The organism is Aurantimonas sp. (assembly GCF_964217435.1).
Classification (GTDB): Bacteria; Pseudomonadota; Alphaproteobacteria; order Rhizobiales; family Rhizobiaceae; genus Aurantimonas; species Aurantimonas coralicida.
Map to the genome: position 1 here is coordinate 79,102 of NZ_CAXPJM010000013.1, position 20,753 is coordinate 99,854.

Below are 20,753 nucleotides of genomic sequence, written 5' to 3' on the forward strand. Positions count from 1 at the left end.
CGACAGGGGGAGCGATCGCCATGAGCCTGATGATGGGGCTGATCCTGCGGCTCTTCGGCGTCGCCTGCGTGTGCCTGGCCGGCGCGATCGTCTATGTCGTCGCCGATACCCAGGCGGCGATCCGGACCGAGCTGAAGGCGACCGAGACCCGCGTCGCCTTCCAGCTCGAGCGCATCTACATGCTGGGCAGCGGCGGCGTGGAATCGACCCATATCGCGCGGCGCTCCATCGAGATCGTCTCGGTGATGACCCCCGGCACCTGCGTCGCCTTCACCGAGCGCGACGGCGGGACGCGCCGCTTGTGCTCGGGCTGGAACGCCTTCGGCTCGGTCGCCCCGGGCTGGTTCCGCGCGGCGCTGGCCGCGGGCTTCCGGCATCCGGCGGCGGTCGAACGCGAGGTGCGCATCTTCGGCGAGGACGGACGGCGGCTGCGCACCAGCTTCGATCCGGTCGCCGCGGCCACGCGGATCTGGCAGCAGGTGCGGATCGCGGCGGCGCTCGCCCTGGCACTGGCGGCCGCGATGATCGCCCTGTCGAGCCTAGCCATCGCCCATGCGCTGCTTCCCGTGCAGGCGATCGTCGACGGGCTGAAGCGGCTGGAGATGGGCGATATCGGCAGCCGGCTGCCCTCGTTCCGCACCGCCGAGTTCCGCCGCCTCGCCATCGCCGTCAATCGCCTCGCCAGCCGGCTGGAACGCTCCACCGCCGAGCGCGCGGTCTTGATGCGCAAGCTGTTCGAGGTGCAGGAGGACGAGCGCCGGACGCTGGCCCGCGAACTGCACGACGAGTTCGGCCAGTGCCTGACCGCCGCCGGCGCCATGGCCGCGTCGCTGGAGGCGGCCTCGCCGCAGGGGCGCGACGACATCGCCGAGGACGCCCGCGCGATCGGCCGCATGGTGAAGCGGATGATGGCGACGCTGCGCGGTGCCTTCGTCCGGCTGCGGCCGCCCGACCTCGACCAGCTCGGCCTCGAACCGAGCCTGCGCACCATGCTGCACGGCTGGGAAGCGAGCCTTGGCGGGCGCACCCGCTTCGTTCTGGAAACCGAGGGCGATCTCGCCGGCCTCGACGACGCGGCGGCGCTGAACCTCTACCGGATCGTGCAGGAATGCCTGACCAATGCCGCCCGGCACGGCTCGGCCCGGCGGATCGTCGTCCGCGTCGTGCGCGACAGCGCGGGCGGCGCGCCGGGCGTCGAACTGACCGTCATGGACGATGGCGGCGGACGGCCCGAGGCGCTGGAGCGGGGCACCGGCTTCGGCATTGCCGGCATTCGCGAGCGCATCGCGGCGCTGGGCGGCACGCTCTCCATCGGCGAGGCACAGGGCGGCATCCGCGTGGCGGCGACCATCCCCACCGGGGCGCTGCGGCCATGAGCGCCGCCCGGATCATGCTGGTCGACGACCATCCGATCGTGCGCGAGGGCTATCGCCGGCTGATCGAGCGGCGACCGGGCTATGCGGTGGTCGCCGAAGCGGCCGATGCCGGCGAGGCCTATCGCCTCTACCGCGAGACGACGCCCGACATCGTGGTGATGGATCTGACCCTGCCGGGCCCCGGCGGGATCGAAGCGACGCGGCATATCCGGCAATGGGACGGCGCCGCCCGCATCCTGATCTTCACCATGCACCAGGGCGCGGCCTTTGCGCTGAAGGCCTTCGAGGCCGGCGCGTCCGGCTATGTGACGAAGAGCAGCGATCCGGCCGAACTGGTGCAGGCCATCGAGGCGATCCTCGCCGGCCGGCGGGCGATGAGCCCGGACATCGCCCAGGAGATCGCCGAGGAACGGGTCGAGGGGCGCGCGACGGCGATCGCCGATCTCAGCCCGCGCGAGACCGAGATCCTGCGCATGCTCGCCTCGGGCATGACCTCCGACGAGATCGCCGCCGGGCTCTGCCTCAGCGTCAAGACGGTCCAGAACAACCACTACCAGATCAAGGCCAAGCTCGGCGCGCGCACCGACGCCCATCTGGTCTGGGTGGCGATCGAGGCCGGGCTGGTCCGCCGCTAGCGCAATCCCCCGATCGCCTTGAAGCCGGGCTCAGCCGGTCAGTTGCGTCGCCATGACGCCGACGATCAGCGCCGTCGAGGCGGCGCCGGGGTCGATATGGCCGAGCGAACGGTCGCCGAGCCGGGCGGCGCGGCCCTTGGAGGCCCGCATCGCCTTGGTCGCCTCGGCGCCCTCCTCGGCGGCCCGGGCGGCTGCCTGGAAGCACGCGGCCAGATCGTCGCCGCGCTCGGCTGCCTCGCCGATCGCCTCGGCCGCCGGCAGCCAGGCGTCGACCATGGTCTTGTCGCCCCGCTCGGCCTTGCCGCGATCCTGGATCCCCTTGGCCATGGCGCAGAACGCCTCGACCATGGCGTCGCGGTCGAGCTCGGGCTTTCCCTTGGCCGCTGCGCCGGCCCGCATGAAGGCCGTGGCATAGAGCGGCCCGGAGGAGGCGCCGACGGCATTGAGGAAGGTCTTGGCGGCGGTGTTGAAGACGACGGCCGGCTCGTTCTCGGCGGTGTCGAGCTGGCCCAGCGCCTCGCGGACGGCGGTGAAGCCGATCCCCATGGTGACGCCGTGGTCGGCGTCGCCGATGACGCCGTCCAGCTCCGACAGATGATCCTTGTGTTCCTCGATGGCATCGGCGATCGCGACGAACATCGCGACGAGATGCTGGGTGGTGATGGTCATGGGCATGGTCCGTATCGGGTTGGCGGGGTCCGGCGAGGCTTAGCCAGCACGGAACATCGCACAATCGCAAGGATGGTCGAGAAGCTCGGTCAGCTCGTCGTCGAGCAGGATCAGCGTCACCGACATGCCGGCCATTTCGAGCGACGAGCAATAGGTGCCGACCCAGGTGGCGTGCACGTCGATGCCCTTGCGCTCGAGGCGCTCGTGCACCCGGCGGTTGATCACGTAGAGCTCCATCAGCGGCGTCGAGCCGAGCGAGTTGATCAGCACCGCGACCTTCGAGCCCTTCCTGGCCGGCATCTCGGCGAAGATCCGCTCCAGCATGTCGTCGGTGACGTCGTCGGCGGTGCGCAGCGGCTCGCGCGTGACGCCCGGCTCGCCATGGATGCCCATGCCGATTTCCATCTCGTCCGGGCCGATCTCGAAATTGTGCCGCAGGGTCTGGGGCAGCGAGCATGGCGCCAGCGCCACGCCGACGGTGAAGGTGTGGTCGTTGGCCTTGCGGGCGACGCGCTCGCATTCGTCCAGCGACCACATGTGGTCGGCCGCCGCACCGGCGATCTTGAAGATGAAGAAATTGCCGGCGACGCCGCGGCGCTTCTCCTTCTGGTCGAGCGGCGCCGAGGCGACGTCGTCGGTGGAGAGCACCGTGCGGACCTCGATGTCCTCCATCGCCGCCATCTCGGCCGCCATGTCGAAATTCATCACGTCGCCGGCGTAGTTGCCGTACATGTAGAGGACGCCGGCGCCGCCATCGACGGCCTTGGTGCATTCCAGGATCGGGTCCGGCGGCGGCGAGGCGAAGACGTTGCCGATGGCGCAGGCATCGGCGATGCCCTTGCCGACGAAGCCGACGAAGGACGGCTCGTGGCCCGAGCCGCCGCCGATGACGATCGCCACCTTGTCCTTGCGCGGGCCGTCGACGGCGATCACCGAGCGCGGGCTGTGTTCGAGCTGGCGCACATGGTTGGGATGCGCCTTCACGATCCCGTCCAGCATCTCCTCGATGATGTTCTTCGGGTCGTTGATGAGCTTCTTGGTCTTCACTGGATTGCCTCCCTGTAGCTGTGTGCGTCTGGTTCCTCGCAGGGCGCCGAGCGACTCGGGCACCCCCTCCGCCTGCAGAATGCTGTGCGCCGTGGCCGCGTCGGTGATCAGGATATTCGCATAGCCCCCGCGCAGCGCCGCCAGGATCGCCGGCACCTTGCGTGCCCCGCCGGCCACCGCGATGCGCACCTTGATCGCGCTGATCTCCTCCAGCGTCAGCCCGATGGTGCGCGCATCCAGCGGCGCGCGCACCGGCACGCCGCGATCGTCGATGAAACGGCCGGCAACGACCGCCGTCGCCCGGTGAAAGGCCGGATGCGCCAGCTCCTCCTGGCGCACCAGCCCGCTGGCGTGGATGGTGCTGTCGGGCCGGGTCGAGCAGATGCCGAAGACCACCTTGTCGGCCCGCCGCGCCATGTCGAACTGCTCGCGCAGCTGCGGCTCGTCCATCAGCACGTCGCGGACGGCAGCGCTGGAGACGACGGCCGGCGCGGTGATGTTGATCGACCGCGCGCCGAGCGCCGTCGCCAGTTGCGAGGCGCAGAGTTCGGGGGTGAAATCCACCGGCGCCGAGGTGCCGCCGGTGAGCTGGATCACCGACAGATCCGGAACCCGGCCCGGCCCCATGCGCCGCGCCAGCGCGATCATCGTGCGGCCCCAGGCGATGCCCAGCGTGTCGCCGGGCCGGATCAGCCGCTGCAGCACCCGCGCGCCGGTCTCGCCCAGCCGCTCGTCGAGGCCCTGGTCGGTCTCGGCGCTGGGAATGACGATGCAGTCGCTGAGATTGAAGCGGTCCTTCATCGCCTGGGCGATCATCAGCTCGCTGAGCCGCGAGGTCTCCATCGACAGGGTGACGATGCCGCGGGTGCGCGCCTCGGCCAGATAGCCGTTCACGGTGGCCCGCGAGACGCCCATCGCCTTGGCGATCTCGTTCTGGGTCATGCCGTCGCGGGCGTAGAGCCAGCCGGCCCACAGCAGCGGATCGTCGCGGAACGGCAGCGGGACCGGAGTGGCGCCGGCAGTGGGCCGGCCGGAGGCGCTCTTGCGCGCTGTGGAGGTGTTCAAGGAAGCCATCTTGACATTTGTCTTATAGGATTTGAATATTGTCGCCAATAGGGTTTGCCAATCGCGATCCGACGGTCCTGGGAGGGATTCAGCCGTCGATGCCACGCGGTTGCACAGCAGCGCCGGAACGCCACGGGCCGCCGGCGGCCACTATTGCAACTGGGAGGAAACAGGCATGACGAATTCATTCGACAAACGGGCCGGCTCCGGACTGATGGTCCCGCGCCGCAGCCTTCTGAAAGGCGGCGCTGCCCTCGGGTTGTCGACCGTCCTCGGCGCCCCCTTCATCAACCGGCTGCACGCCCAGGAGAGCCATCCGCTCGCCGGCCAGTCGATCGAGATGAACATCCTCGGCATCGCCGGCTGGGTGCCGTCGTCGCTGGGCGTGAAGATGTCGCCGCTCTTCGCCGAATATGTGAAGGAGAAATACGGCTACGACGTCTCCTTCAACTTCCAGGAAGCGCCCTTCGCCGACCTGTTCCAGAAGGCCGCGACCTCGCTGGTCACGCGCAGCCAGGAATTCAACATCATCATTTCCGACAGCCAGTGGCTCGGCGCGCTCGCCCAGCCGGGCTGGATCCTGCAGCTGAACGACGTCATCGCGCAGAACCCGGCGCTCGACATCGACTGGTACTCGAAGACCGTCGTCGACACCTACATGACCTATCCCGACGGCAGCCAGAACATCTGGGGCCTGCCCCAGGAGGGGGACGTCGAAGCCCTGTTCGTGCGCAAGGACTGGCTCGACGACCCGAAGGAGCGCGAGGCGTTCAAGGCGAAGTACGATGTCGAGCTGCCCTCGACCTTCGAGGACTTCGAGAACCTCACGATGGACGAGTTCGAGAAGGTCGCCGACTTCTTCACCCGGCCGGACGAGCAGCGCTGGGGCTTTGCCCAGCAGTACAGCCGCGTCTACGACTTCGCGACCTGCGCCTTCAACAACTTCCTGTGGAGCCGCGGCGGCGAATTGTGGAACGCCGAGACCGGCCAGGTCGAGGGCGTCCTCAACACGCCGGAGAACGCGGCCTCGCTGGAGGAATACAAGCGCTGGCTGAAATACTGCCCGCCGGGCGCCACCAATATCGGCATCGCCGAGGGCATCGACGTCTTCACCCAGGGCAAGGTCTTCGCCACCATCCAGTGGGCCGCCGTCGGCCCGGCGATGATCACCGAGGAACTGCAGGGCAAGGTGCTGGTCGTGCCGCCGCCCAAGCATCAGGCGCCGGGCGCCGAGCCCAAGCGGATCTACTCCATGGGCGGCCAGCCCTGGGTGATCAACGCCTTCAACGACGAGCAGAAGATGCGCGTCGCCATCGACTTCATGAACTGGTGGTACCAGCCCGAGACGGCGCTGGAATTCGCCAAGCGCGGCGGCAATCCGTGCGACAAGGCGACCCTGTCGCGGGACGATTTCGACGACATCAACCCGTGGAACCGCACCTACAAGTTCATGCTCGAGGACGGTCGCTCGCAGGATTTCTGGCATGACCCGAAATATTCGGAGATGCTGTCGGTCCAGCAGGAGGGCTATTCCTCCTTCGTGACCGGCCAGTCGACCGACGCCCAGGCGGTGATGGACTACATCGCCTGCGCCCAGCAGCAGATCCTCTACGATTCCGGCACGGCGAAAGAAGCGCCGTCCGACAGCTGCGCGATGACCTCGCTGTAAGCAGGTCCACCGATCGGCCGGACGCGGAGCCCTTCCGCGTCCGGCCATCCAGTCCCAAGATCGAGGCCCGATAATGCCCCCCGTCCAGCAGCGTCGGCGGCCCTTTGCCCGCCTGTTCGACAACCGCGCCACGCTGATCCTCACGTTGCTGGCGCCGGTGATGATCTTCTTCATCGTGTTCAACACGATCCCGACGCTGTGGCTGCTCGGCCTGTCCTTCTACAATTTCTCGCTGACCAGCGGCATGCCGCCGGACTTCGTCGGCTTCCGCAATTTCTTCGCCATCCTGGCCAGCAAGAACGGCATCTGGTTCGACCTTTCGCGGACCTTCACCTTCGTCCTGTGCGGCGTCACCATCCAGACCCTCCTCGGCGCGATGCTCGGCTTCCTGTTCTGGGGGTCGAAGGACATGCCGGGCCGGCGCATCGCCCTGACCCTCCTGTTCGCGCCCATGGTGCTGACGCCGGTGGCCTCGGGCACCTTCTTCCGCTTCATCTACGACCCGACCTTCGGCGTGCTGAACTATCTCGGCCGGGCGCTGTTCGACAGCGGGCCGATCGACTTCCTCGGCAATCCCGAGCTCGCCTTCTGGGCGGTGCTGGCGGTGGATTGCTGGATGTGGACGCCGTTCATGACGCTGATGACGCTGGCCGCTCTCGGCTCGGTGCCCAAGGCCGAACTGGAGGCCGCCGAGATCGACCGCGTGCCGTTCCTGCGGCGTCTGACCCTGGTCATCTGGCACCACGGCAAGTTCATCATGATGCTCGGCATCCTCCTGCGCACCATCGACAGCTTCAAGACCCTCGACCTGATCATTCCGATGACCAAGGGAGGGCCGGGCCAGACCACGCGGCTGGTGGCGCTGGAGCTGAACAAGCAGGCCTTCGAGAGCTTCAACATGGGCTGGTCTTCGGCCTATGCCGTCCTTCTCCTCCTGATATCGATCGCCATGACCAGCGCCTTCATCTTCGTCCTCAGCCTGCGTCGCCGCCGGGAGAACGGAGCATGAGCCGCCTGCGCGAATGGCTGTACTACGCCGCCCTGTGGTTGATCGCGCTGATCTTCTTCGCGCCGATCGCCTGGATCGTCATGTCGTCCTTCAAGACCCGCAGCGACATCCTCGCGGTGCCGCCCAAGCTGTTCTTCAAGCCGACGCTCGACAATTACGTCGACCTGTTCAACCGCGGCGAGATCTTCCTGCAGATCGCCAATTCGGTGGTGCTGTCGATCGGCGCCGTGCTGATCGCCGTCGTCGTGTCCTTCCTCGCCGCCTTCTGCTTCTCGCGGTTCCGGCCCAAGGGCACCGACTTCCTGATGTTCCTGCTCCTGTCGATCCGCATGCTGCCGGGGCCGGCGGTGATCCTGCCGGTCTTCCTGATGTATGTCGCCTTCGGTTGGAAGGATTCGCATCTCTGGCTGATGCTGTTCTACGCGATGTTCTCGATCCCCTTCTCGGTGTGGATCCTGAAGGGCTTCCTCGACGGCGTCTCGACGCGTTTCGACGAGACCGGCATCGTCAATGGCGGCTCGTGGTTCCACGTGATCTTCAAGGTGGTGATGCCGCAGGTCCGGCCCGGCCTGATCGCCGCCTTCATCTTCAACCTGATCTTCGTGTGGAACGAATATCTCTTCAACTTCATCATCGGCGGCGTGAATACCCAGAACATTCCCTACGCCCTGTCGGTCGGCACCTATTCCGACGGCGGCGTCAACTGGACGTTCATCTCCACCATGACCTCGGTCTACATCATCGTGCCGGTGGTCTTCATCTACATCTTCCAGAAATATCTGCTGGTCGGAATGACCTTCGGCACCGTGCGGGGAGAGGTCTGACCATGAAAGCCACCCGCACCTTTCCCGAACGGCTGGAGACGATCCTGATCTTCGGGCTGCTCGCCGGCATCCTGATGATCGCCCAGCGCTACAACCTGATGGTCTACAAGGTCGGCCTGTGCGTGCTGGTCGCCTCCACCCTCCTGCAGATCGCCGTCGGCAATCTGCGCAAGGACGCCTCGGCCGGGGCCAGCCTGTTCTTCATCCTCAAGGTCCTCCTGGTCATCGCGGCCGTGTTCTCGGTCGGCATCCTGATGGTCCCGACATTCTCGCAACTCGGTCGCTGATCTCCATGTCGCTGCAGTTCCAAGGCATCACCAAAAGCTACGGCAAGACCGTCGCTCTCGACGCGCTGACCCTCGACGTCGCGCCGCAGAGCTTCACCGTCCTGTGCGGCCCGCCCCAATCCGGCAAGTCGACCCTGTTCCGCATCCTCGTCGGGCTGGAAAAGCCCGATGCCGGCCAGATCCTTCTGTCGGGCCGCGATATCGTCGGCGATCCGCCGGCCGAGCGGCCGATCGGCTACGTGCCGCAGAACTTCGCGCTCTACCCGCACCAGACGGTGGCCCAGAACATGGCCTATCCGCTGACGCTGGCGCGCTTTCCCAAGGAGGAGATCGCCGCCCGGGTCGACCGGACCGCCGGCATCCTGTCGATCACCCATCTCCTGGCCAAGACGCCGGACCAGCTCTCGGGCGGCGAGAAGCAGCGCGTCGCCGTGGCGCGCGGCCTCCTGAAGGACGCCCAGATCTTCGTCCTCGACGACCCGCTGGTCGGGCTCGACTACAAATTGCGCGAGCGGCTGATGGACGAGTTGAAATCGCTGCGCGAGGAGCTGAACGCCACCTTCCTCTATGCCACCTCGGATTCGCTGGAGGCGCTGACCATGGCGCAGCGGCTGGCCGTCATCGACGAGGGCCGAGTGATCCAGGATGGCGAGGTGACCGCGGTCTATCACCAGCCGTCCCGGGCCCGCTCGCTGGACCTCATCGGCTTTCCCAACGCCAATCTCTACTCCGGCAGCGTCACCGACGGCACGGTCACGGCCGGGCCGCTGCGCCATCCCGCCGCCGGCCTTGAAGAGGGCCGCGCGGTGATCGCCGGCATCCGGCCGGAGCATGTGCGGCTGAACCCCGAAGGCCCGGCGATCGGCACCCAGCCGGCGCGGGTGACGCTGGTGGAAAATCTCGGCGGCGAGGCCGTGGTCTATCTCGATCTCGACGGCCACTCCCTGACCAGCGCGATCCCGCTGTTCGATCGCGCCCCGCCCGAATTCGACAGCACGGTCGGCGTGCGGATCGACCCGGCCGACATCCTGCTGTTCGACGGCACCAGCGGGCAGCGTCTGGCGGCTTTGCCATGACCGTGTGGCAGGCCCAACGCGTTCGAACGGGACAGAACATCCATGGCTGAAATCGTTATCGAGCACGTCACCAAGCGCTTCGGCAGCTTCACCGCCGTCGACGACGTCCACATGACCTTCGCCGACGGCGAGGTCGCCTGCCTGCTCGGCCCGTCCGGCTGCGGCAAGACCACGCTGATGCGCATGCTGGCGGGTCTGGAGCGCCCGAGCGAGGGCCGCGTCCTCTTCGGCGGCCGCGACGTGACCCGGCTGCCGCCGCGCAAGCGCAATGTCGGCATGGTGTTCCAGTATCCGGTCATGTACCCGACCCTGTCGGTGGCCGAGAACCTGGAACTGCCGATGCGCCACGACCGCAGCGTCTCGACCGCAGAGCGCAAGCGCCGCGTCGACGAGGTGCTGGACGTCCTCGACCTGCGGCCGCTGGCCGGTGCCTTCATCGAACAGCTCGACGCCGGCAGTCGCCAGAAGGTCGCCGTCGGCCGGGCCGTGGCGCGCCAGTCCGAGATCGTCCTGTTCGACGAGCCGACCACCAATGTCGAGGTCAATGCCAAGCTGCAGCTGATCCGCGCCTTCAAGCGGGTGACCAAGCGGCTGAAGCAGACCATCGTCTACGTGACCCACGACCAGACCGAGGCGATGACGCTGGCCGACCGGATCGCCCTGATGAAGGACGGCCGGATCATGCAGTATGACCGCCCGCAGGTGCTCTATGGCCAGCCGACCACCGAGTTCGGCGGCTGGTTTCTCGGCAATCCCGGCATGAACTTCATTCCCGCCGAACTCGACAGCCGCGGCATCCACGCGCCGATCCTGGCCGAACCGCTGCCGGCGCCGGCCAGCCCGCCCCGCGGCCAGCTGACCCTCGGCATCCGGCCGGAACTCGTGCGCATGACCGGCGAGCCGACCGAGGGCAGCGTCGGCGCCATCCTCGTTGACCAGGCGATCGGCATTGCCGGCCGCTACCTGACCAAGGCGAAGATCGGCGAGACGGTGGTCAAGGTGAACACCGACGGCCGGCCGCCGGCGGCGCTCGGCGGCGCCGTGCACCTGTCGGTGCCGCGCGACCGGCTGATGCTGTTTGCCGACGGCAACCGCGTCTCCTGACAGGGGAAGGGACGACCATGCGCTACGATGTCTCCGTCGTCGGGCTCTACATCCTCGACATTCTCGGGCGCCCCGTCAGCCGCATCCCGGATCGCGGCAATGTCGAGTTCATCGACGAGATCCGCCTGACCGTCGCCGGCACCGCCGGGGGCGTGGTGGTCAACACTGCCAAGCTCGGCCTGAACAGCCTGGCCGTCGGCGCCGTCGGCAACGACGAGAAGGCCGATTTCGTCCTCGGCGCGATGGACCGGCTCGGCATCGACATCTCTGCCATGCAGCGGCTCGAAGGCATTCCGACCTCGGCGACGATCCTCAACATCCGGCCGAATGGCGAGCGCCCGGCCCTCCACATGCGCGGCGCCTCGGACCATTTCGACGTTCCGGTGAGCCTCTACGACCAGATCTTCGACGCGCCGATCCTGCATCTGGGCGGCACCGGCCTCCTGAAGACCCTCGACGGCGAGCGCAGCCGGCTGCTCGTGGAAGAGGCCAAGCGGCGCGGCTGCACGGTGACCTTCGACCTGATCGCCGCCAGTGCGCAGACCGCCGGACTGGTGCTGCCGCTGTTGCCGTCCATCGACTATTTCATGCCCTCGATCGAGGAGGCCCGCGACATGTCGGGTCAGACGACGCCGGCCGACTGCGCCGCCTTCTATCTCGACCGGGGGGCGCAAACCTGCGTCTTCACCCTCGGCGGCGAGGGCGCCTATTACGCCGCCGCCGACGGCACGCGCCTGCATGTGCCGGCCTACGACATCGACGTGGTCGACACGACCGGCTGCGGCGATGCCTTCGACGCCGGCTTCATCACCGCGCTCACCCACAGGATGGACCCGGAAGCCGCCATCGATTTCGCCCAGGGGGTTGCGGCGCTGGTGGCCAGCGGCCTCGGCTCGGATGCCGGCGTCGTGTCCTTCGACCATACGAAGGAGCGGGTCGCGGAGTTGCAGGCGGGGCGCCGCAAACGCTGACAGCCGGGAAAGGACTAGGCCCATCGCGGCGCGGCTCAACCCCGCAGCGATAATCGCATCGCGCGAGATCCGCCCTGACATCCCGCCCGTTGCCGCGCCATGCGGCTTGCACGCGCGCGTCGGCGGTGCTTTATCTCCACCCGTTCTCAGGGCGGGGTGAAAGTCCCCACCGGCGGTATGCGGCGGTTGCCGCGAGCCCGCGAGCGCCCTTCGGCTTCGAAGGGGTCAGCAGATCAGGTGCGATGCCTGAGCCGACGGTCACAGTCCGGATGAGAGAGAACGTACGCAATGCGCGCCAGGCGAACGCCTCGCGTATCCGCGTCCGTGATCGCCTTGGGTGACGTGTCCGTTGCGAAGGAGATCACCATGGCACCCACCCGCTACGCATTCATCAAGGCCAACTGGCACTCCGACATCGTGTCGCGCGCCCTCGAAGGCTTCACCCAGATCATTCCCGCCGACCAGGTCGACGTCTTCGACGTGCCCGGCGCCTTCGAGATGCCGCTGATGGCCCGCGATCTCGCGATGACCGGCCGCTACAAGGCGGTCGCCGCCGCAGCTCTCGTCGTCGATGGCGGCATCTACCGGCATGATTTCGTCGCCCAGGCCGTGGTCGACGGCTTGATGCGCGCCGGCCTCGACAGCGGCGTGCCGGTCCTGTCGGTGTCGCTGACGCCGCATCACTACCAGGAGACGGCCCATCACGAGGCGATCTTCCGCGAGCATTTCGTCACCAAGGGCCGCGAGGCGGCCGAGGCGGCGCTGATGATCGTCAGGACGCGGCAGGCGATCGAAACGCCCGCCGCCGCCATCCACCGCGTCGCCTGATCGGGGCGACGTCCCGCCTCGGACGATGATCGTGCGACCGGAAGGCTCGCGCCACGGCGCGCAGACGATTGCAGTCGGCGCGCCGGCGTGGCTACCCTGTTCCGATCCCGCCGCTGGCGGGGCGACAGGTCGCGCACGGGCGGCACAGGGGGATCGGACGCAGGAATGAATGCCACGGACTTTCCGGCCGACGCGCCCGATGCCCCGGACGATCTCGACGCTGCGTTCCTCTTCGACCTGCCGCCCCTCGTCGAAGGCGATCCCGTGGATGTCGTCATTCTCGGCGCCGGGGTGAACGGCGCCGGGCTCTTCCGCGATCTCTGCGCCCAAGGCGTCAGCTGCCTGATCGTCGATCGCGGCGATTTCAGCGGCGGCGCCAGCGCGGCCGGCTCGCGGCTGATCGAGGGCGGGCTCGCCGAACTCGAGATCGGCGATCTCGCCAGCGCGAGACAGGCCGCCAGCGAGCGCAACCGCCTTCTGAAGAACGCGCCGCATTTCGTCGACATGCTGCCGGTGATGTTTCCGGTCTTTTCCTGGCTCGGCGGACTGGGCGCGGCGCTGGCGACGCTTTTCGGCACACCCACGGCCCCGCGGCAGCGCGGCGCGATCCTCGCCCGGCTCGGCCTTGCCCTTCACGACCGCTTTGCCACCGCGCCCGTCGACACGCCGCGCCACCAGCTCCTGAGCCGGCAGGCGGCAGGGGCAACGTTTCCCGAGCTTTCGACGGACATCACCGCCGCCGGCCTCTACCAGGATGCGCGGATCACGGCGCCCGAGCGGCTGGTCTACGAGATGGTGAAGGACGGGCTGGAGGCCTGTCCCGATTCCCGGGCCGCCAACTGGACGCGCCTCGTCTCCTGTTTCGGCGGAGGCCTCTCCTTCGAGAGCGAGGACGGCACGGATTTCGCCGTGCGCCCGACGCTGGTGGTCAATGCCGCGGGACCGTGGATCGACGAGGTGAACGCCGCCCTCGGCGCGCCCGAGGCGCAAGTCGCCGGCCGGTGGCAGAGCCACATCCTGCTCGACCACGAGGCGCTGCGCCGCCAGCTCGATGGCCGGGTGCTGCGCTTCGAGATGGCGGGCGATGGCCGGGTCCTGACCGCGCAGGACTATCTCGGCCGGGTGCTTGTCGGGCCGACGGACGCCCCCACCGATGATCCAGACGAAGCGCGTTGCCCGGACGACGACATCGCGGCGCTGCTCGATGCCCTGCGCGCCGTCCTGCCGGATCTCGACTTTGCCGCCGATCAGGTGGTCTGCACCTATGCAAGGACCGTTCCCTCACCGGCGCCGGACGTGGCGGCCGGCCAGACGCCGCGCCCCGGCGGGTCCATGCCCGTCATGGAGGCCGACGCGGACCGGCCCTTCCCGATCCTGTCGCTGGTCGGCGGCCGGTTCACCACCTATCGTCAGTTCGCCGAAACCGCGACCGACACAATTCTCCAGCGCCTGCAGCGCAGCCGCATCCAGTCGACCGAGCACATGGCGATCGGCGGCGGCCGCAACTATCCGGGCAATCCCCTGGCGCGGTCGGTGTGGCTCGCCGAGGCCTCGGTGGCGACGTGGCTCGACGAGCCGCGGCTGGAGACCCTTCTGGAGCGCTACGGTACGACGGCGCTCTCCATCGCCCACCACATCTGCGATCATGTCGATGCCGACCGGCTGCCGGACGCCCGCTCGGTGAGCCTGCGCGAGATCGACTGGATCGCCCGCAACGAGGATGTAGTGCGGCTGGAGGACATCGTCCTGCGCCGCCTGAATCTCGGTGTCGCCGGCCTGTTCACGGCGCGCGACATCGAGGCCATCGCCATCGTCGCGGCGAGTGCGCTGAAATGGTCGCCGGAGCGGCGGGCGGCGGAGATCGAGGCGGTGACGACGCTGCTTCGCGACACGCGCCGCATGCGGATCTGAGGACCGGCGCGGCGCATCCGGGACGCGCCGCGCAGGTCGAGCCGATCAGGCGCCGTGATATTTGGCGTCGAGGGCGTCGATCGCCTTCACATTGTCGGCCGAGCGGCCGTTGGGATCGAATTCGCAGGCCAGATACGCCTCGGCGATGCTTTTCGCGAGCTCGGAACCGACGACGCGAGCGCCCATGGTGATGATCTGGGCGTTGTTGGACAGGGCCGCGCGCTCGGCCGAATAGGTGTCGTGGGTCTGCGCGGCACGGATGCCGGGCACCTTGTTGGCCGACAGGCAGACGCCGATGCCGGTGCCGCAGCACAGGATGGCCCGGTCATAGGTGCCGTCGAGAATGCCGCTGGCGACCCGGTCGGACAGGTCGGCATAGAATTTCTCGGCGCCTTCGGGCGGATTGCTGACCTCGGAGACCTCAAGGCCGGCCTTGCCGGTCAGGTGCTCGGCAAGGGCCTTGGCGAGGGGGGCTCCGGCGCTGTCGCCGGCGATCGCGAGTTTCATGGAACGTCCTTTCTTCAGATGGTGGCGGCGCAGCGGGACAGGATGTCGAGATAACCCTCGACGTTCCAGGCCGACCGCCCGATGAACAGCCCGTCGATATGGGGACAGGCAATGAGTTCGGCGCAATTGCCGGGATTGACGCTGCCGCCGTAAAGGCACGGCAGCCGGCGTCCGGTGATCTCCTCGGTCGCCGCGATGATGCGCGCCTGGCGTTCGTCGGCATAGTCGGGCGCGGCGGGCGTGCCGCCCTCGCCGATGGCCCAGACCGGCTCGTAGGCGAACAGGATCGGGGCGGCCATCTGGGCCTCGGAGAGCTTCGACAGCGCGGCCTCCACCTCGCGCCGCAGCACCGCGTCGGCACGGCCCGAGGCCTTGTCCTCGGCGCTCTCGCCGATGCAGATCAGCGGGATCAGGCCGTGACGGATGGCGGCTTCGGTCTTCAACCCGACCGTCTCGTCGGTCTCGCCGAAATGCGCGCGGCGCTCCGAATGGCCGAGCTCGACCATGTCGGCCCCGCAATCTGTGAGCATCGGCGCAGAGATCTCGCCGGTCCAGGCACCCTCCTCCGCCCAGTGCATGTTCTGGGCGCCGACCTTGACGTCGGTGCCGGCGAGGATCGCCTTCACCTCGCGCAGGGCGGTGAAGGGCGGGATGACGAAACGCTGGATGCGGCCGTCGCCGGGCGCCTCTGCGAGCGTCTCGGCGAAATGCCGTGCCGCGCCCAGCGTCTTGTTCATCTTCCAGCTCGTGCCGATCCAGACTTGCGGCGCTTCGGCCATCATGCGTCTTCCTCTGCCAGATACAATCGAATGCCGTCCTCTTTGAGCGCGGCGGCCTTTTCGCGGGGCAGGGCCTGCGACGTCACCACCCCGTCGAAGACGCCGAGATCGGTGAACAGGTGCAGGGCGGTGCGCCCGAACTTGAAATGATCGACCATCAGATAGCTCTCAGCCGACGAGGCGATCATCCGCCGCTTGACCGCCAGCACCTCCTGGTCCTGGTGAAACGCCGTCCGGCCCTCGATCGAGGAACTCGACAGCAGCACCACGTCAGCCCGCAGCGAGGCCAGCGCCGTTTCCGTCACGACGCCGAAGAAGCCGTTGAACTTCTTCGAATAATTTCCGCCCAACGCAATCAGTTCGATCCCAGCTTCGCCGGCAAGGCCGGCGATCACCGCCATGTTGTTGGTGACCACGGTCAGCGGGCGTTTCTCGCGCAGGAACGGCACCAGGCTTCCCGCCGTGGAGCCGTCGTCGACCATGACGCACATGCCGGGCTGGACGAAATCCGCCGCCCGCGCCGCGATCGCCCGCTTTTCCGCCGCGGCCATGCGTGCCCGGTAGCGGAAATCGCTCTCGAACTGGCCGCTGGCCTCGATCGTCGCGCCGCCGCGGGTGCGGCGCAGGAGACCATCCGCCTCCAGTTCGTCGAGATCGCGGTGGATGGTCATCTTCGAGACGCCGAAATGCAGCGCCAGGCGATCCAGTGTCGCCGCCCCTTCCTCGACGAGGATATCGACGATGCCGCGTCTGCGATCGTCTCGCTTCACGATGACCTGCCCTTCACGACCGACCGCGCCGGTCCAGCCTCGATGTAACAGGCCGTGGGAAATTCGCAACACACTTCATGTGATTTTGTTATGTTTGATTGTGGCGTGGTGAGGTCGTGGCGCCATGACATAGCCGGGTCAGCGATCGCCACCGCGGGCGGACCCGCCGGCATCCCGGCGGATGCTTGGCAGGCGGCCGGCCTTCGGCGTAGAACCGCAGCGATCCGGACCGTGTGCCCCTGGCGCAGCCGGATCGGCCGACCCCCGCGCCCTTCCAGGCGGCGCATGATGGACCTCGAGGAGCGTATCGCCATGACCATGTCCCTGCCCGCCAAGGTCCGCATCGTCGAGGTCGGCCCCCGCGACGGCCTGCAGAACGAGCCGAAATACCTGCCGACCGACCAGAAGATCGAACTCGTGCGGCGCCTGGCGGCGGCCGGCCTGACCGAGATCGAGGTGACGTCCTTCACCCATCCCAAATGGATCCCGAACCTCGCCGACGCGGAAGAGGTGACGCGCGCCGTCGCCGACCTGCCGATCACGCCCTTCGCGCTGATCCCTAACCGCCGCGGTCTTGACCGGGCGATGGCCGCCGGGGCCAAGGGCGTGACGCTGGTCGTCTCGGTGACCGACGCCCACAACACCGCCAATCTCAACCGCACCACCGAGGCCTCGGTCGCCGAATTGCTGGAGCTGGAGGCCGAGGCCCGGCAGGCCGGCCTGAAGACCCGTGTCTCCCTCTCGGTGGTGTTCGGCTGTCCCTTCGACGGCGCCGTCGCGCCGGAGCATGTCGCCCAGATCGCCAGCCGCTTCGTCGAGGCCGGGGCGCCGCGCATCGGCCTTTGCGACACGATCGGCGTCGCCAATCCGGCGCAGGTCCATGCCCTGTCGACGCTGATGCTGACCCGGTTCCCCGACACCGAGTTCGAGCTGCATCTGCACGACACGCGCGGCCAGGCGCTGGCCAACACGCTGGCCGGCCTGCAGGCGGGCATCCGGTCCTTCGACGCGGCGGTGGGGGGCCTTGGCGGCTGCCCCTACGCGCCGGGCGCGACCGGCAATTCGGCGACCGAGGACGTGGTGGCGATGCTGCATGCCATGGATGTGGCGACCGGCGTCGATCCGGCGGGCCTTCTCGACGCGGCGGCCCTTCTCGCCGACTGGCGCGACACGCCGCTGGACAGCGCCGCCTGGCGGATCGCCCGGTCCGGCGGCGCGGCCTGCGGGACGCCGGCGGCCCGCGCCACCGCCTGAGCGCTTGCCGGCGATGGATTTGATGGCCGAGCGGAGGGCCGCTTCAGGCGGTCAGGCGTCCTCGGTCAGCCGTGATCGTTCCGGACAGGCCGCATCGGCGCCGTAGAGCACGACGCGGTTGCGGCCGGACTGCTTGGCCAGATAGAGCGCCTCGTCGGCGCGTTTCTGCAATTGTTGCGGCGTGACGTCGCCGTCGCCCGGCTCCAATGCCGCGACACCGATGCTGATCGTCACCTGGGGCGAGACCTGCGACCCCGGATTGGCAAGCCCGGCATCGGCAATGCTGCGGCGGATTCGCTCGGCGGTGGCAAGTGCCGCCTGCGTGTCGACGCCGCGCAGGAGCACCAGGAACTCCTCGCCGCCGTAACGGGCGACCTTGTCCCCGTCCCGCCGCACGCAATCGCCGATGAGCCTGGCCACTTCGATCAGGCAGCGATCGCCCTCGCCATGACCGAGGCGGTCGTTGAGGTTCTTGAAGTCGTCGATGTCGCACATCAGCAAAGCGCCGGACACGCGGCTTCGCGGCGCGCTCCACAGCGCGTCGAGGATCTCCGTCATCCAGCGCCGGTTGGCCACGCCGGTCAGGGGATCGGTCCGGGCGAGTTCCTCGAGCCGGTCGTTCGCGGCGGCGAGTTCCGCCACACGGGTCTTGTCGCGCAGGTCGAGAAGAAACGCCTTCTGGGCCAGAAGCGTCATGCTGCGCCGGGCCACCACGGTCGCGCCGATGCCGCAGGCGAAGAACAGCGTCCAGGCCAGGGCACTGCCGGTTCCCAGATCCGGATTGCGGAGCTGGAAGATGCAGTAGAGGCAGACGGTGATGGCGGCGATCGCTGCCGTCCAGCGCAGCGGGATGCCGAAGATGATGATGGCCGAGATCGCCACCACCATCATGATGTTCAGATAGCGTTCGTGATAGCCGCCGCCTGCCGCCTCGCCGATCAGCGCGACGCCCAGGAGGATGACCCCCATCCCGACGACCAGGGCGACGCGCTGCAGGCGCTGGGCGCGGGGCTTGCGCCAGATCAGGAAGATCGCGATGGCCACCGGCGAGAGGACCGCGCCGGGCACGAGCATCGACAGGGTCACCGCCGGCGGCAGCGTCAACCAGGACAGCGTCAGCATCAGGACGTTGAGGAGAGCGACCCAGATCATCCAGGCCCGGATGATCTTGGCGGACTGGGACCAGATGCGATCGCGGAAGAGCTTGCCGATCTCGCCTTCCAGGCGGATGTCGCGCGTCCGCATGGCCAGCAATTGCTCGACATCGGTGATCACGGGCCGCGAGCCGTAGAACCGGACGCGCGCAAGCGGGCCGGATCGTCGCTTCGGAACGGACGCGGGCGGAACGGTCATGCGCGGCACATTGGTGATGTCTCCTGCGCCGAGCTTCGCAGACAAGCGTAAAAGCAAGATTGCCATATCATACCGGATCAGCCCCTTCGTCCGACCCGGCTGCTGTTCGTCGCCCGGCGACATCGCGGCGATTGACGGGCCGTCGCCGCTCGCCCATCGTCGCCCGCATGACCACGATCCTCGACCTCACCGGGCTGAAATGCCCGCTTCCGGCCCTGAAGACCCGCAAGGCGCTCGGCGGCATCGCGCCGGGCGAGCTCTTGGAAGTGCGCTGCACCGATCCGCTGGCGGTGATCGACATTCCCAATCTGGTCGCCGAGATGGGCTACCGGCTCGCGGCCACCGAACGCGAGGGCGAGCGCAGCGTCTTCGTGATCGAGAAGTCGGCCCCGACCGCCGCTGCCTGACCGGCCTGCCGAACGCCGTCCCGCCGCGATGGGCGGCAACGGATGGCCTCGTCCGGCACGCGGCCAAGACCGCGAAAGCCACGTGCGACAAAGACGGGAACTTGTCCCGTTGCCGACCGTAAGGATGCCGGGCTAGCGTCACTGCAACGGTCGTCTCCCGGCTTCCTGCCCCTCCCAAAGGCAGCGGGGCCGGGGCGACCGGGTCCAGTTTTCCCGCGGTCCCGGAACGGAGGCCGATCCGCGGGTCATCCGTCCATCGCCGGTTGCGACGGCCCGGTCAGACGGGCACGGACAGGCGCGCCACGGATCGGCGGGCGACGGGAAAACACGGCTCGCGAGGACGGGTCGGCATGGCGTATGGTCGGCCGCCCCTGAGGGCCGCCGAGACAGACGCAGACGGGGCCAGCCCCGCCGGGAGGAAAGATGAGACGACTGACCCTGACGGCGCTCGCCGCCACGCTCGCTCTGTCGGCGAGCCCCGCCTTTGCCTACAAGATCTTCGTGTCGAACGAGAAGGGCAACGACATCACGGTGCTCGACTCGGCCGATTTCGCCGTCGTCGACACTTTCGAGGTCGGCCAGCGGCCGCGCGGCATCGCCGTCAGCCCCGACGGCAAGCATCTCTATGTCTGCGCCAGCGACAGCGACACGATCCAGGTCTACGACACCGAGACCTACGAGTTCATCCGCACCCTGCCGTCGGGCCCCGACCCGGAGCTCCTGGTCGTTTCGGCCACCGGCGACCGGCTCTATGCGGCCAATGAGGACGACAATCTCGTCACCGTCATCGATCTGGAAACCGGGGCAAGGCTGGCCGAGATCCCGGTCGGCGTCGAGCCGGAAGGCATGGGGATCTCGCCCGACGGCGCGATCATCGTGAACACCTCCGAAACCACCAACATGGCGCATTTCATCGATCGGGAGACCCACCGCATCGTCGCCAATGTGCTGGTGGATTCGCGGCCGCGCTTCGCCCAGTACAAGAGCGACGGCTCGGAGGTCTGGGTGACCGCCGAGATCGGCGGCACGGTCAGCGTGATCGACGCCGACACCAAGGAGATCAAGAAGAAGATCACCTTCGAGATCCCCGGCATCCGCTCCGAGGCGATCCAGCCGGTGGGCGTGCGGATCACCGACGACGGCTCCAAGGCCTATGTGGCGCTCGGACCCGCCAACCGGATCGCGGTGATCGACGGCAACACCTACGAGGTG

At 68.1% G+C, this 20,753-nt stretch carries 20 protein-coding genes and 1 riboswitch; of the genes, 14 read left to right on the top strand and 6 right to left on the bottom strand.

The window, feature by feature from the left end; translation table 11 throughout:
- The first annotated feature begins 20 nt into the window (after positions 1-20).
- Positions 21-1,376, top strand: coding sequence for an ATP-binding protein (locus tag ACEQX1_RS07155; RefSeq protein ID WP_228241275.1), 1,356 nt, complete (start codon positions 21-23; stop codon positions 1,374-1,376).
- Positions 1,373-2,011 carry a response regulator transcription factor gene (locus tag ACEQX1_RS07160; protein WP_024350926.1) on the top strand — a complete coding sequence of 213 codons (639 nt, stop codon included), beginning with the start codon at positions 1,373-1,375 and terminating at the stop codon, positions 2,009-2,011. The genes ACEQX1_RS07155 and ACEQX1_RS07160 overlap by 4 nt, the downstream gene beginning before the upstream one ends.
- 30 nt (positions 2,012-2,041) lie before the next feature.
- Here ACEQX1_RS07160 and dhaL read toward each other — a convergent pair whose 3' ends face one another.
- Together dhaL and ACEQX1_RS07170 are read right to left on the bottom strand one after the other, a co-directional pair.
- Positions 2,042-2,680 carry a dihydroxyacetone kinase subunit DhaL gene (dhaL, locus tag ACEQX1_RS07165; protein ID WP_188075397.1) on the bottom strand — a complete coding sequence of 213 codons (639 nt, stop codon included), beginning with the start codon at positions 2,678-2,680 and terminating at the stop codon, positions 2,042-2,044.
- A 39-nt stretch (positions 2,681-2,719) separates the two neighbouring features.
- Positions 2,720-4,801 carry a bifunctional sugar-binding transcriptional regulator/dihydroxyacetone kinase subunit DhaK gene (locus tag ACEQX1_RS07170; RefSeq protein ID WP_081651922.1) on the bottom strand — a complete coding sequence of 694 codons (2,082 nt, stop codon included), beginning with the start codon at positions 4,799-4,801 and terminating at the stop codon, positions 2,720-2,722.
- 166 nt (positions 4,802-4,967) lie between these two features.
- Between ACEQX1_RS07170 and ACEQX1_RS07175 the strand changes: the two genes are divergently transcribed.
- The 9 genes from ACEQX1_RS07175 to ACEQX1_RS07215 all read left to right on the top strand — a co-directional run bounded on the left by ACEQX1_RS07175 (position 4,968) and on the right by ACEQX1_RS07215 (position 14,471).
- Positions 4,968-6,461 (top strand): ABC transporter substrate-binding protein, encoded by a 1,494-nt coding sequence (locus ACEQX1_RS07175; protein WP_024350928.1) that lies wholly within the window; start codon positions 4,968-4,970, stop codon positions 6,459-6,461.
- 73 nt (positions 6,462-6,534) lie between these two features.
- A complete protein-coding gene (locus tag ACEQX1_RS07180; protein WP_009211305.1) occupies positions 6,535-7,470 on the top strand; it encodes a carbohydrate ABC transporter permease in 936 nt (311 codons plus the stop codon).
- The gene (locus tag ACEQX1_RS07185) at positions 7,467-8,294 is read left to right on the top strand and encodes a carbohydrate ABC transporter permease (protein WP_024350929.1); all 828 of its coding nucleotides are present in this window, start codon (positions 7,467-7,469) and stop codon (positions 8,292-8,294) included. The genes ACEQX1_RS07180 and ACEQX1_RS07185 overlap by 4 nt, the downstream gene beginning before the upstream one ends.
- Before the next feature lie 2 nt (positions 8,295-8,296).
- On the top strand, positions 8,297-8,581 hold the full coding sequence (locus ACEQX1_RS07190) for a hypothetical protein (RefSeq protein ID WP_024350930.1): 285 nt from the start codon (positions 8,297-8,299) through the stop codon (positions 8,579-8,581).
- A 5-nt stretch (positions 8,582-8,586) separates the two neighbouring features.
- Complete coding sequence (locus ACEQX1_RS07195) at positions 8,587-9,657, top strand: ABC transporter ATP-binding protein (protein WP_370193930.1); 1,071 nt, start codon at positions 8,587-8,589, stop codon at positions 9,655-9,657.
- A gap of 42 nt (positions 9,658-9,699) precedes the next feature.
- Positions 9,700-10,761, top strand: a complete 1,062-nt coding sequence (locus ACEQX1_RS07200; RefSeq protein ID WP_024350932.1) for an ABC transporter ATP-binding protein — start codon at positions 9,700-9,702, stop codon at positions 10,759-10,761.
- 17 nt (positions 10,762-10,778) lie between these two features.
- Positions 10,779-11,732: a carbohydrate kinase family protein gene (locus ACEQX1_RS07205; RefSeq protein ID WP_370193931.1), complete on the top strand. Its 954-nt coding sequence runs from the start codon at positions 10,779-10,781 to the stop codon at positions 11,730-11,732.
- A gap of 138 nt (positions 11,733-11,870) precedes the next feature.
- Positions 11,871-12,017, top strand: a riboswitch (FMN riboswitch).
- 81 nt (positions 12,018-12,098) lie between these two features.
- Complete coding sequence (locus ACEQX1_RS07210; RefSeq protein ID WP_370193932.1) at positions 12,099-12,560, top strand: 6,7-dimethyl-8-ribityllumazine synthase; 462 nt, start codon at positions 12,099-12,101, stop codon at positions 12,558-12,560.
- Positions 12,561-12,725: 165 nt separating this feature from the next.
- The gene (locus ACEQX1_RS07215; protein WP_370193933.1) at positions 12,726-14,471 is read left to right on the top strand and encodes a glycerol-3-phosphate dehydrogenase/oxidase; all 1,746 of its coding nucleotides are present in this window, start codon (positions 12,726-12,728) and stop codon (positions 14,469-14,471) included.
- A gap of 45 nt (positions 14,472-14,516) precedes the next feature.
- Here the strand turns inward: ACEQX1_RS07215 and ACEQX1_RS07220 are convergent, their stop codons facing one another.
- From ACEQX1_RS07220 to ACEQX1_RS07230, 3 genes are read right to left on the bottom strand one after another with little or no spacing between them, the layout of a single operon-like run.
- The gene (locus ACEQX1_RS07220) at positions 14,517-14,978 is read right to left on the bottom strand and encodes an RpiB/LacA/LacB family sugar-phosphate isomerase (protein WP_024350936.1); all 462 of its coding nucleotides are present in this window, start codon (positions 14,976-14,978) and stop codon (positions 14,517-14,519) included.
- A gap of 14 nt (positions 14,979-14,992) precedes the next feature.
- Complete coding sequence (locus tag ACEQX1_RS07225) at positions 14,993-15,757, bottom strand: triose-phosphate isomerase (protein ID WP_370192985.1); 765 nt, start codon at positions 15,755-15,757, stop codon at positions 14,993-14,995.
- Positions 15,757-16,527: a DeoR/GlpR family DNA-binding transcription regulator gene (locus tag ACEQX1_RS07230; protein ID WP_370192980.1), complete on the bottom strand. Its 771-nt coding sequence runs from the start codon at positions 16,525-16,527 to the stop codon at positions 15,757-15,759. Before ACEQX1_RS07230 ends, ACEQX1_RS07225 begins: the two co-directional genes overlap by 1 nt.
- 312 nt (positions 16,528-16,839) lie before the next feature.
- Between ACEQX1_RS07230 and ACEQX1_RS07235 the strand changes: the two genes are divergently transcribed.
- A complete protein-coding gene (locus ACEQX1_RS07235) occupies positions 16,840-17,781 on the top strand; it encodes a hydroxymethylglutaryl-CoA lyase (RefSeq protein WP_370192978.1) in 942 nt (313 codons plus the stop codon).
- Between the two features lie 51 nt (positions 17,782-17,832).
- Here ACEQX1_RS07235 and ACEQX1_RS07240 read toward each other — a convergent pair whose 3' ends face one another.
- A complete protein-coding gene (locus ACEQX1_RS07240) occupies positions 17,833-19,134 on the bottom strand; it encodes a GGDEF domain-containing protein (protein WP_370192976.1) in 1,302 nt (433 codons plus the stop codon).
- Positions 19,135-19,301: 167 nt separating this feature from the next.
- Between ACEQX1_RS07240 and ACEQX1_RS07245 the strand changes: the two genes are divergently transcribed.
- Both ACEQX1_RS07245 and ACEQX1_RS07250 read left to right on the top strand, forming a co-directional pair.
- The gene (locus ACEQX1_RS07245; protein ID WP_228241323.1) at positions 19,302-19,541 is read left to right on the top strand and encodes a sulfurtransferase TusA family protein; all 240 of its coding nucleotides are present in this window, start codon (positions 19,302-19,304) and stop codon (positions 19,539-19,541) included.
- Between the two features lie 423 nt (positions 19,542-19,964).
- On the top strand, positions 19,965-20,753 hold a 789-nt coding region (locus ACEQX1_RS07250), incomplete at its 3' end, for a PQQ-dependent catabolism-associated beta-propeller protein (protein ID WP_370196654.1).

Excerpts from the sequence above, each read along its gene's own strand:
- ACEQX1_RS07155 (WP_228241275.1), top strand. The coding sequence starts at position 21 with ATGAGCCTGATGATGGGGCTGATCCTGCGGCTCTTCGGCGTCGCCTGC.
- ACEQX1_RS07160 (WP_024350926.1), top strand. The coding sequence starts at position 1,373 with ATGAGCGCCGCCCGGATCATGCTGGTCGACGACCATCCGATCGTGCGC.
- dhaL (WP_188075397.1), bottom strand. The coding sequence starts at position 2,680 with ATGACCATCACCACCCAGCATCTCGTCGCGATGTTCGTCGCGATCGCC.
- ACEQX1_RS07170 (WP_081651922.1), bottom strand. The coding sequence starts at position 4,801 with ATGGCTTCCTTGAACACCTCCACAGCGCGCAAGAGCGCCTCCGGCCGG.
- ACEQX1_RS07175 (WP_024350928.1), top strand. The coding sequence starts at position 4,968 with ATGACGAATTCATTCGACAAACGGGCCGGCTCCGGACTGATGGTCCCG.
- ACEQX1_RS07180 (WP_009211305.1), top strand. The coding sequence starts at position 6,535 with ATGCCCCCCGTCCAGCAGCGTCGGCGGCCCTTTGCCCGCCTGTTCGAC.
- ACEQX1_RS07185 (WP_024350929.1), top strand. The coding sequence starts at position 7,467 with ATGAGCCGCCTGCGCGAATGGCTGTACTACGCCGCCCTGTGGTTGATC.
- ACEQX1_RS07190 (WP_024350930.1), top strand. The coding sequence starts at position 8,297 with ATGAAAGCCACCCGCACCTTTCCCGAACGGCTGGAGACGATCCTGATC.
- ACEQX1_RS07195 (WP_370193930.1), top strand. The coding sequence starts at position 8,587 with ATGTCGCTGCAGTTCCAAGGCATCACCAAAAGCTACGGCAAGACCGTC.
- ACEQX1_RS07200 (WP_024350932.1), top strand. The coding sequence starts at position 9,700 with ATGGCTGAAATCGTTATCGAGCACGTCACCAAGCGCTTCGGCAGCTTC.
- ACEQX1_RS07205 (WP_370193931.1), top strand. The coding sequence starts at position 10,779 with ATGCGCTACGATGTCTCCGTCGTCGGGCTCTACATCCTCGACATTCTC.
- ACEQX1_RS07210 (WP_370193932.1), top strand. The coding sequence starts at position 12,099 with ATGGCACCCACCCGCTACGCATTCATCAAGGCCAACTGGCACTCCGAC.
- ACEQX1_RS07215 (WP_370193933.1), top strand. The coding sequence starts at position 12,726 with ATGAATGCCACGGACTTTCCGGCCGACGCGCCCGATGCCCCGGACGAT.
- ACEQX1_RS07220 (WP_024350936.1), bottom strand. The coding sequence starts at position 14,978 with ATGAAACTCGCGATCGCCGGCGACAGCGCCGGAGCCCCCCTCGCCAAG.
- ACEQX1_RS07225 (WP_370192985.1), bottom strand. The coding sequence starts at position 15,757 with ATGGCCGAAGCGCCGCAAGTCTGGATCGGCACGAGCTGGAAGATGAAC.
- ACEQX1_RS07235 (WP_370192978.1), top strand. The coding sequence starts at position 16,840 with ATGACCATGTCCCTGCCCGCCAAGGTCCGCATCGTCGAGGTCGGCCCC.
- ACEQX1_RS07240 (WP_370192976.1), bottom strand. The coding sequence starts at position 19,134 with ATGACCGTTCCGCCCGCGTCCGTTCCGAAGCGACGATCCGGCCCGCTT.
- ACEQX1_RS07245 (WP_228241323.1), top strand. The coding sequence starts at position 19,302 with ATGACCACGATCCTCGACCTCACCGGGCTGAAATGCCCGCTTCCGGCC.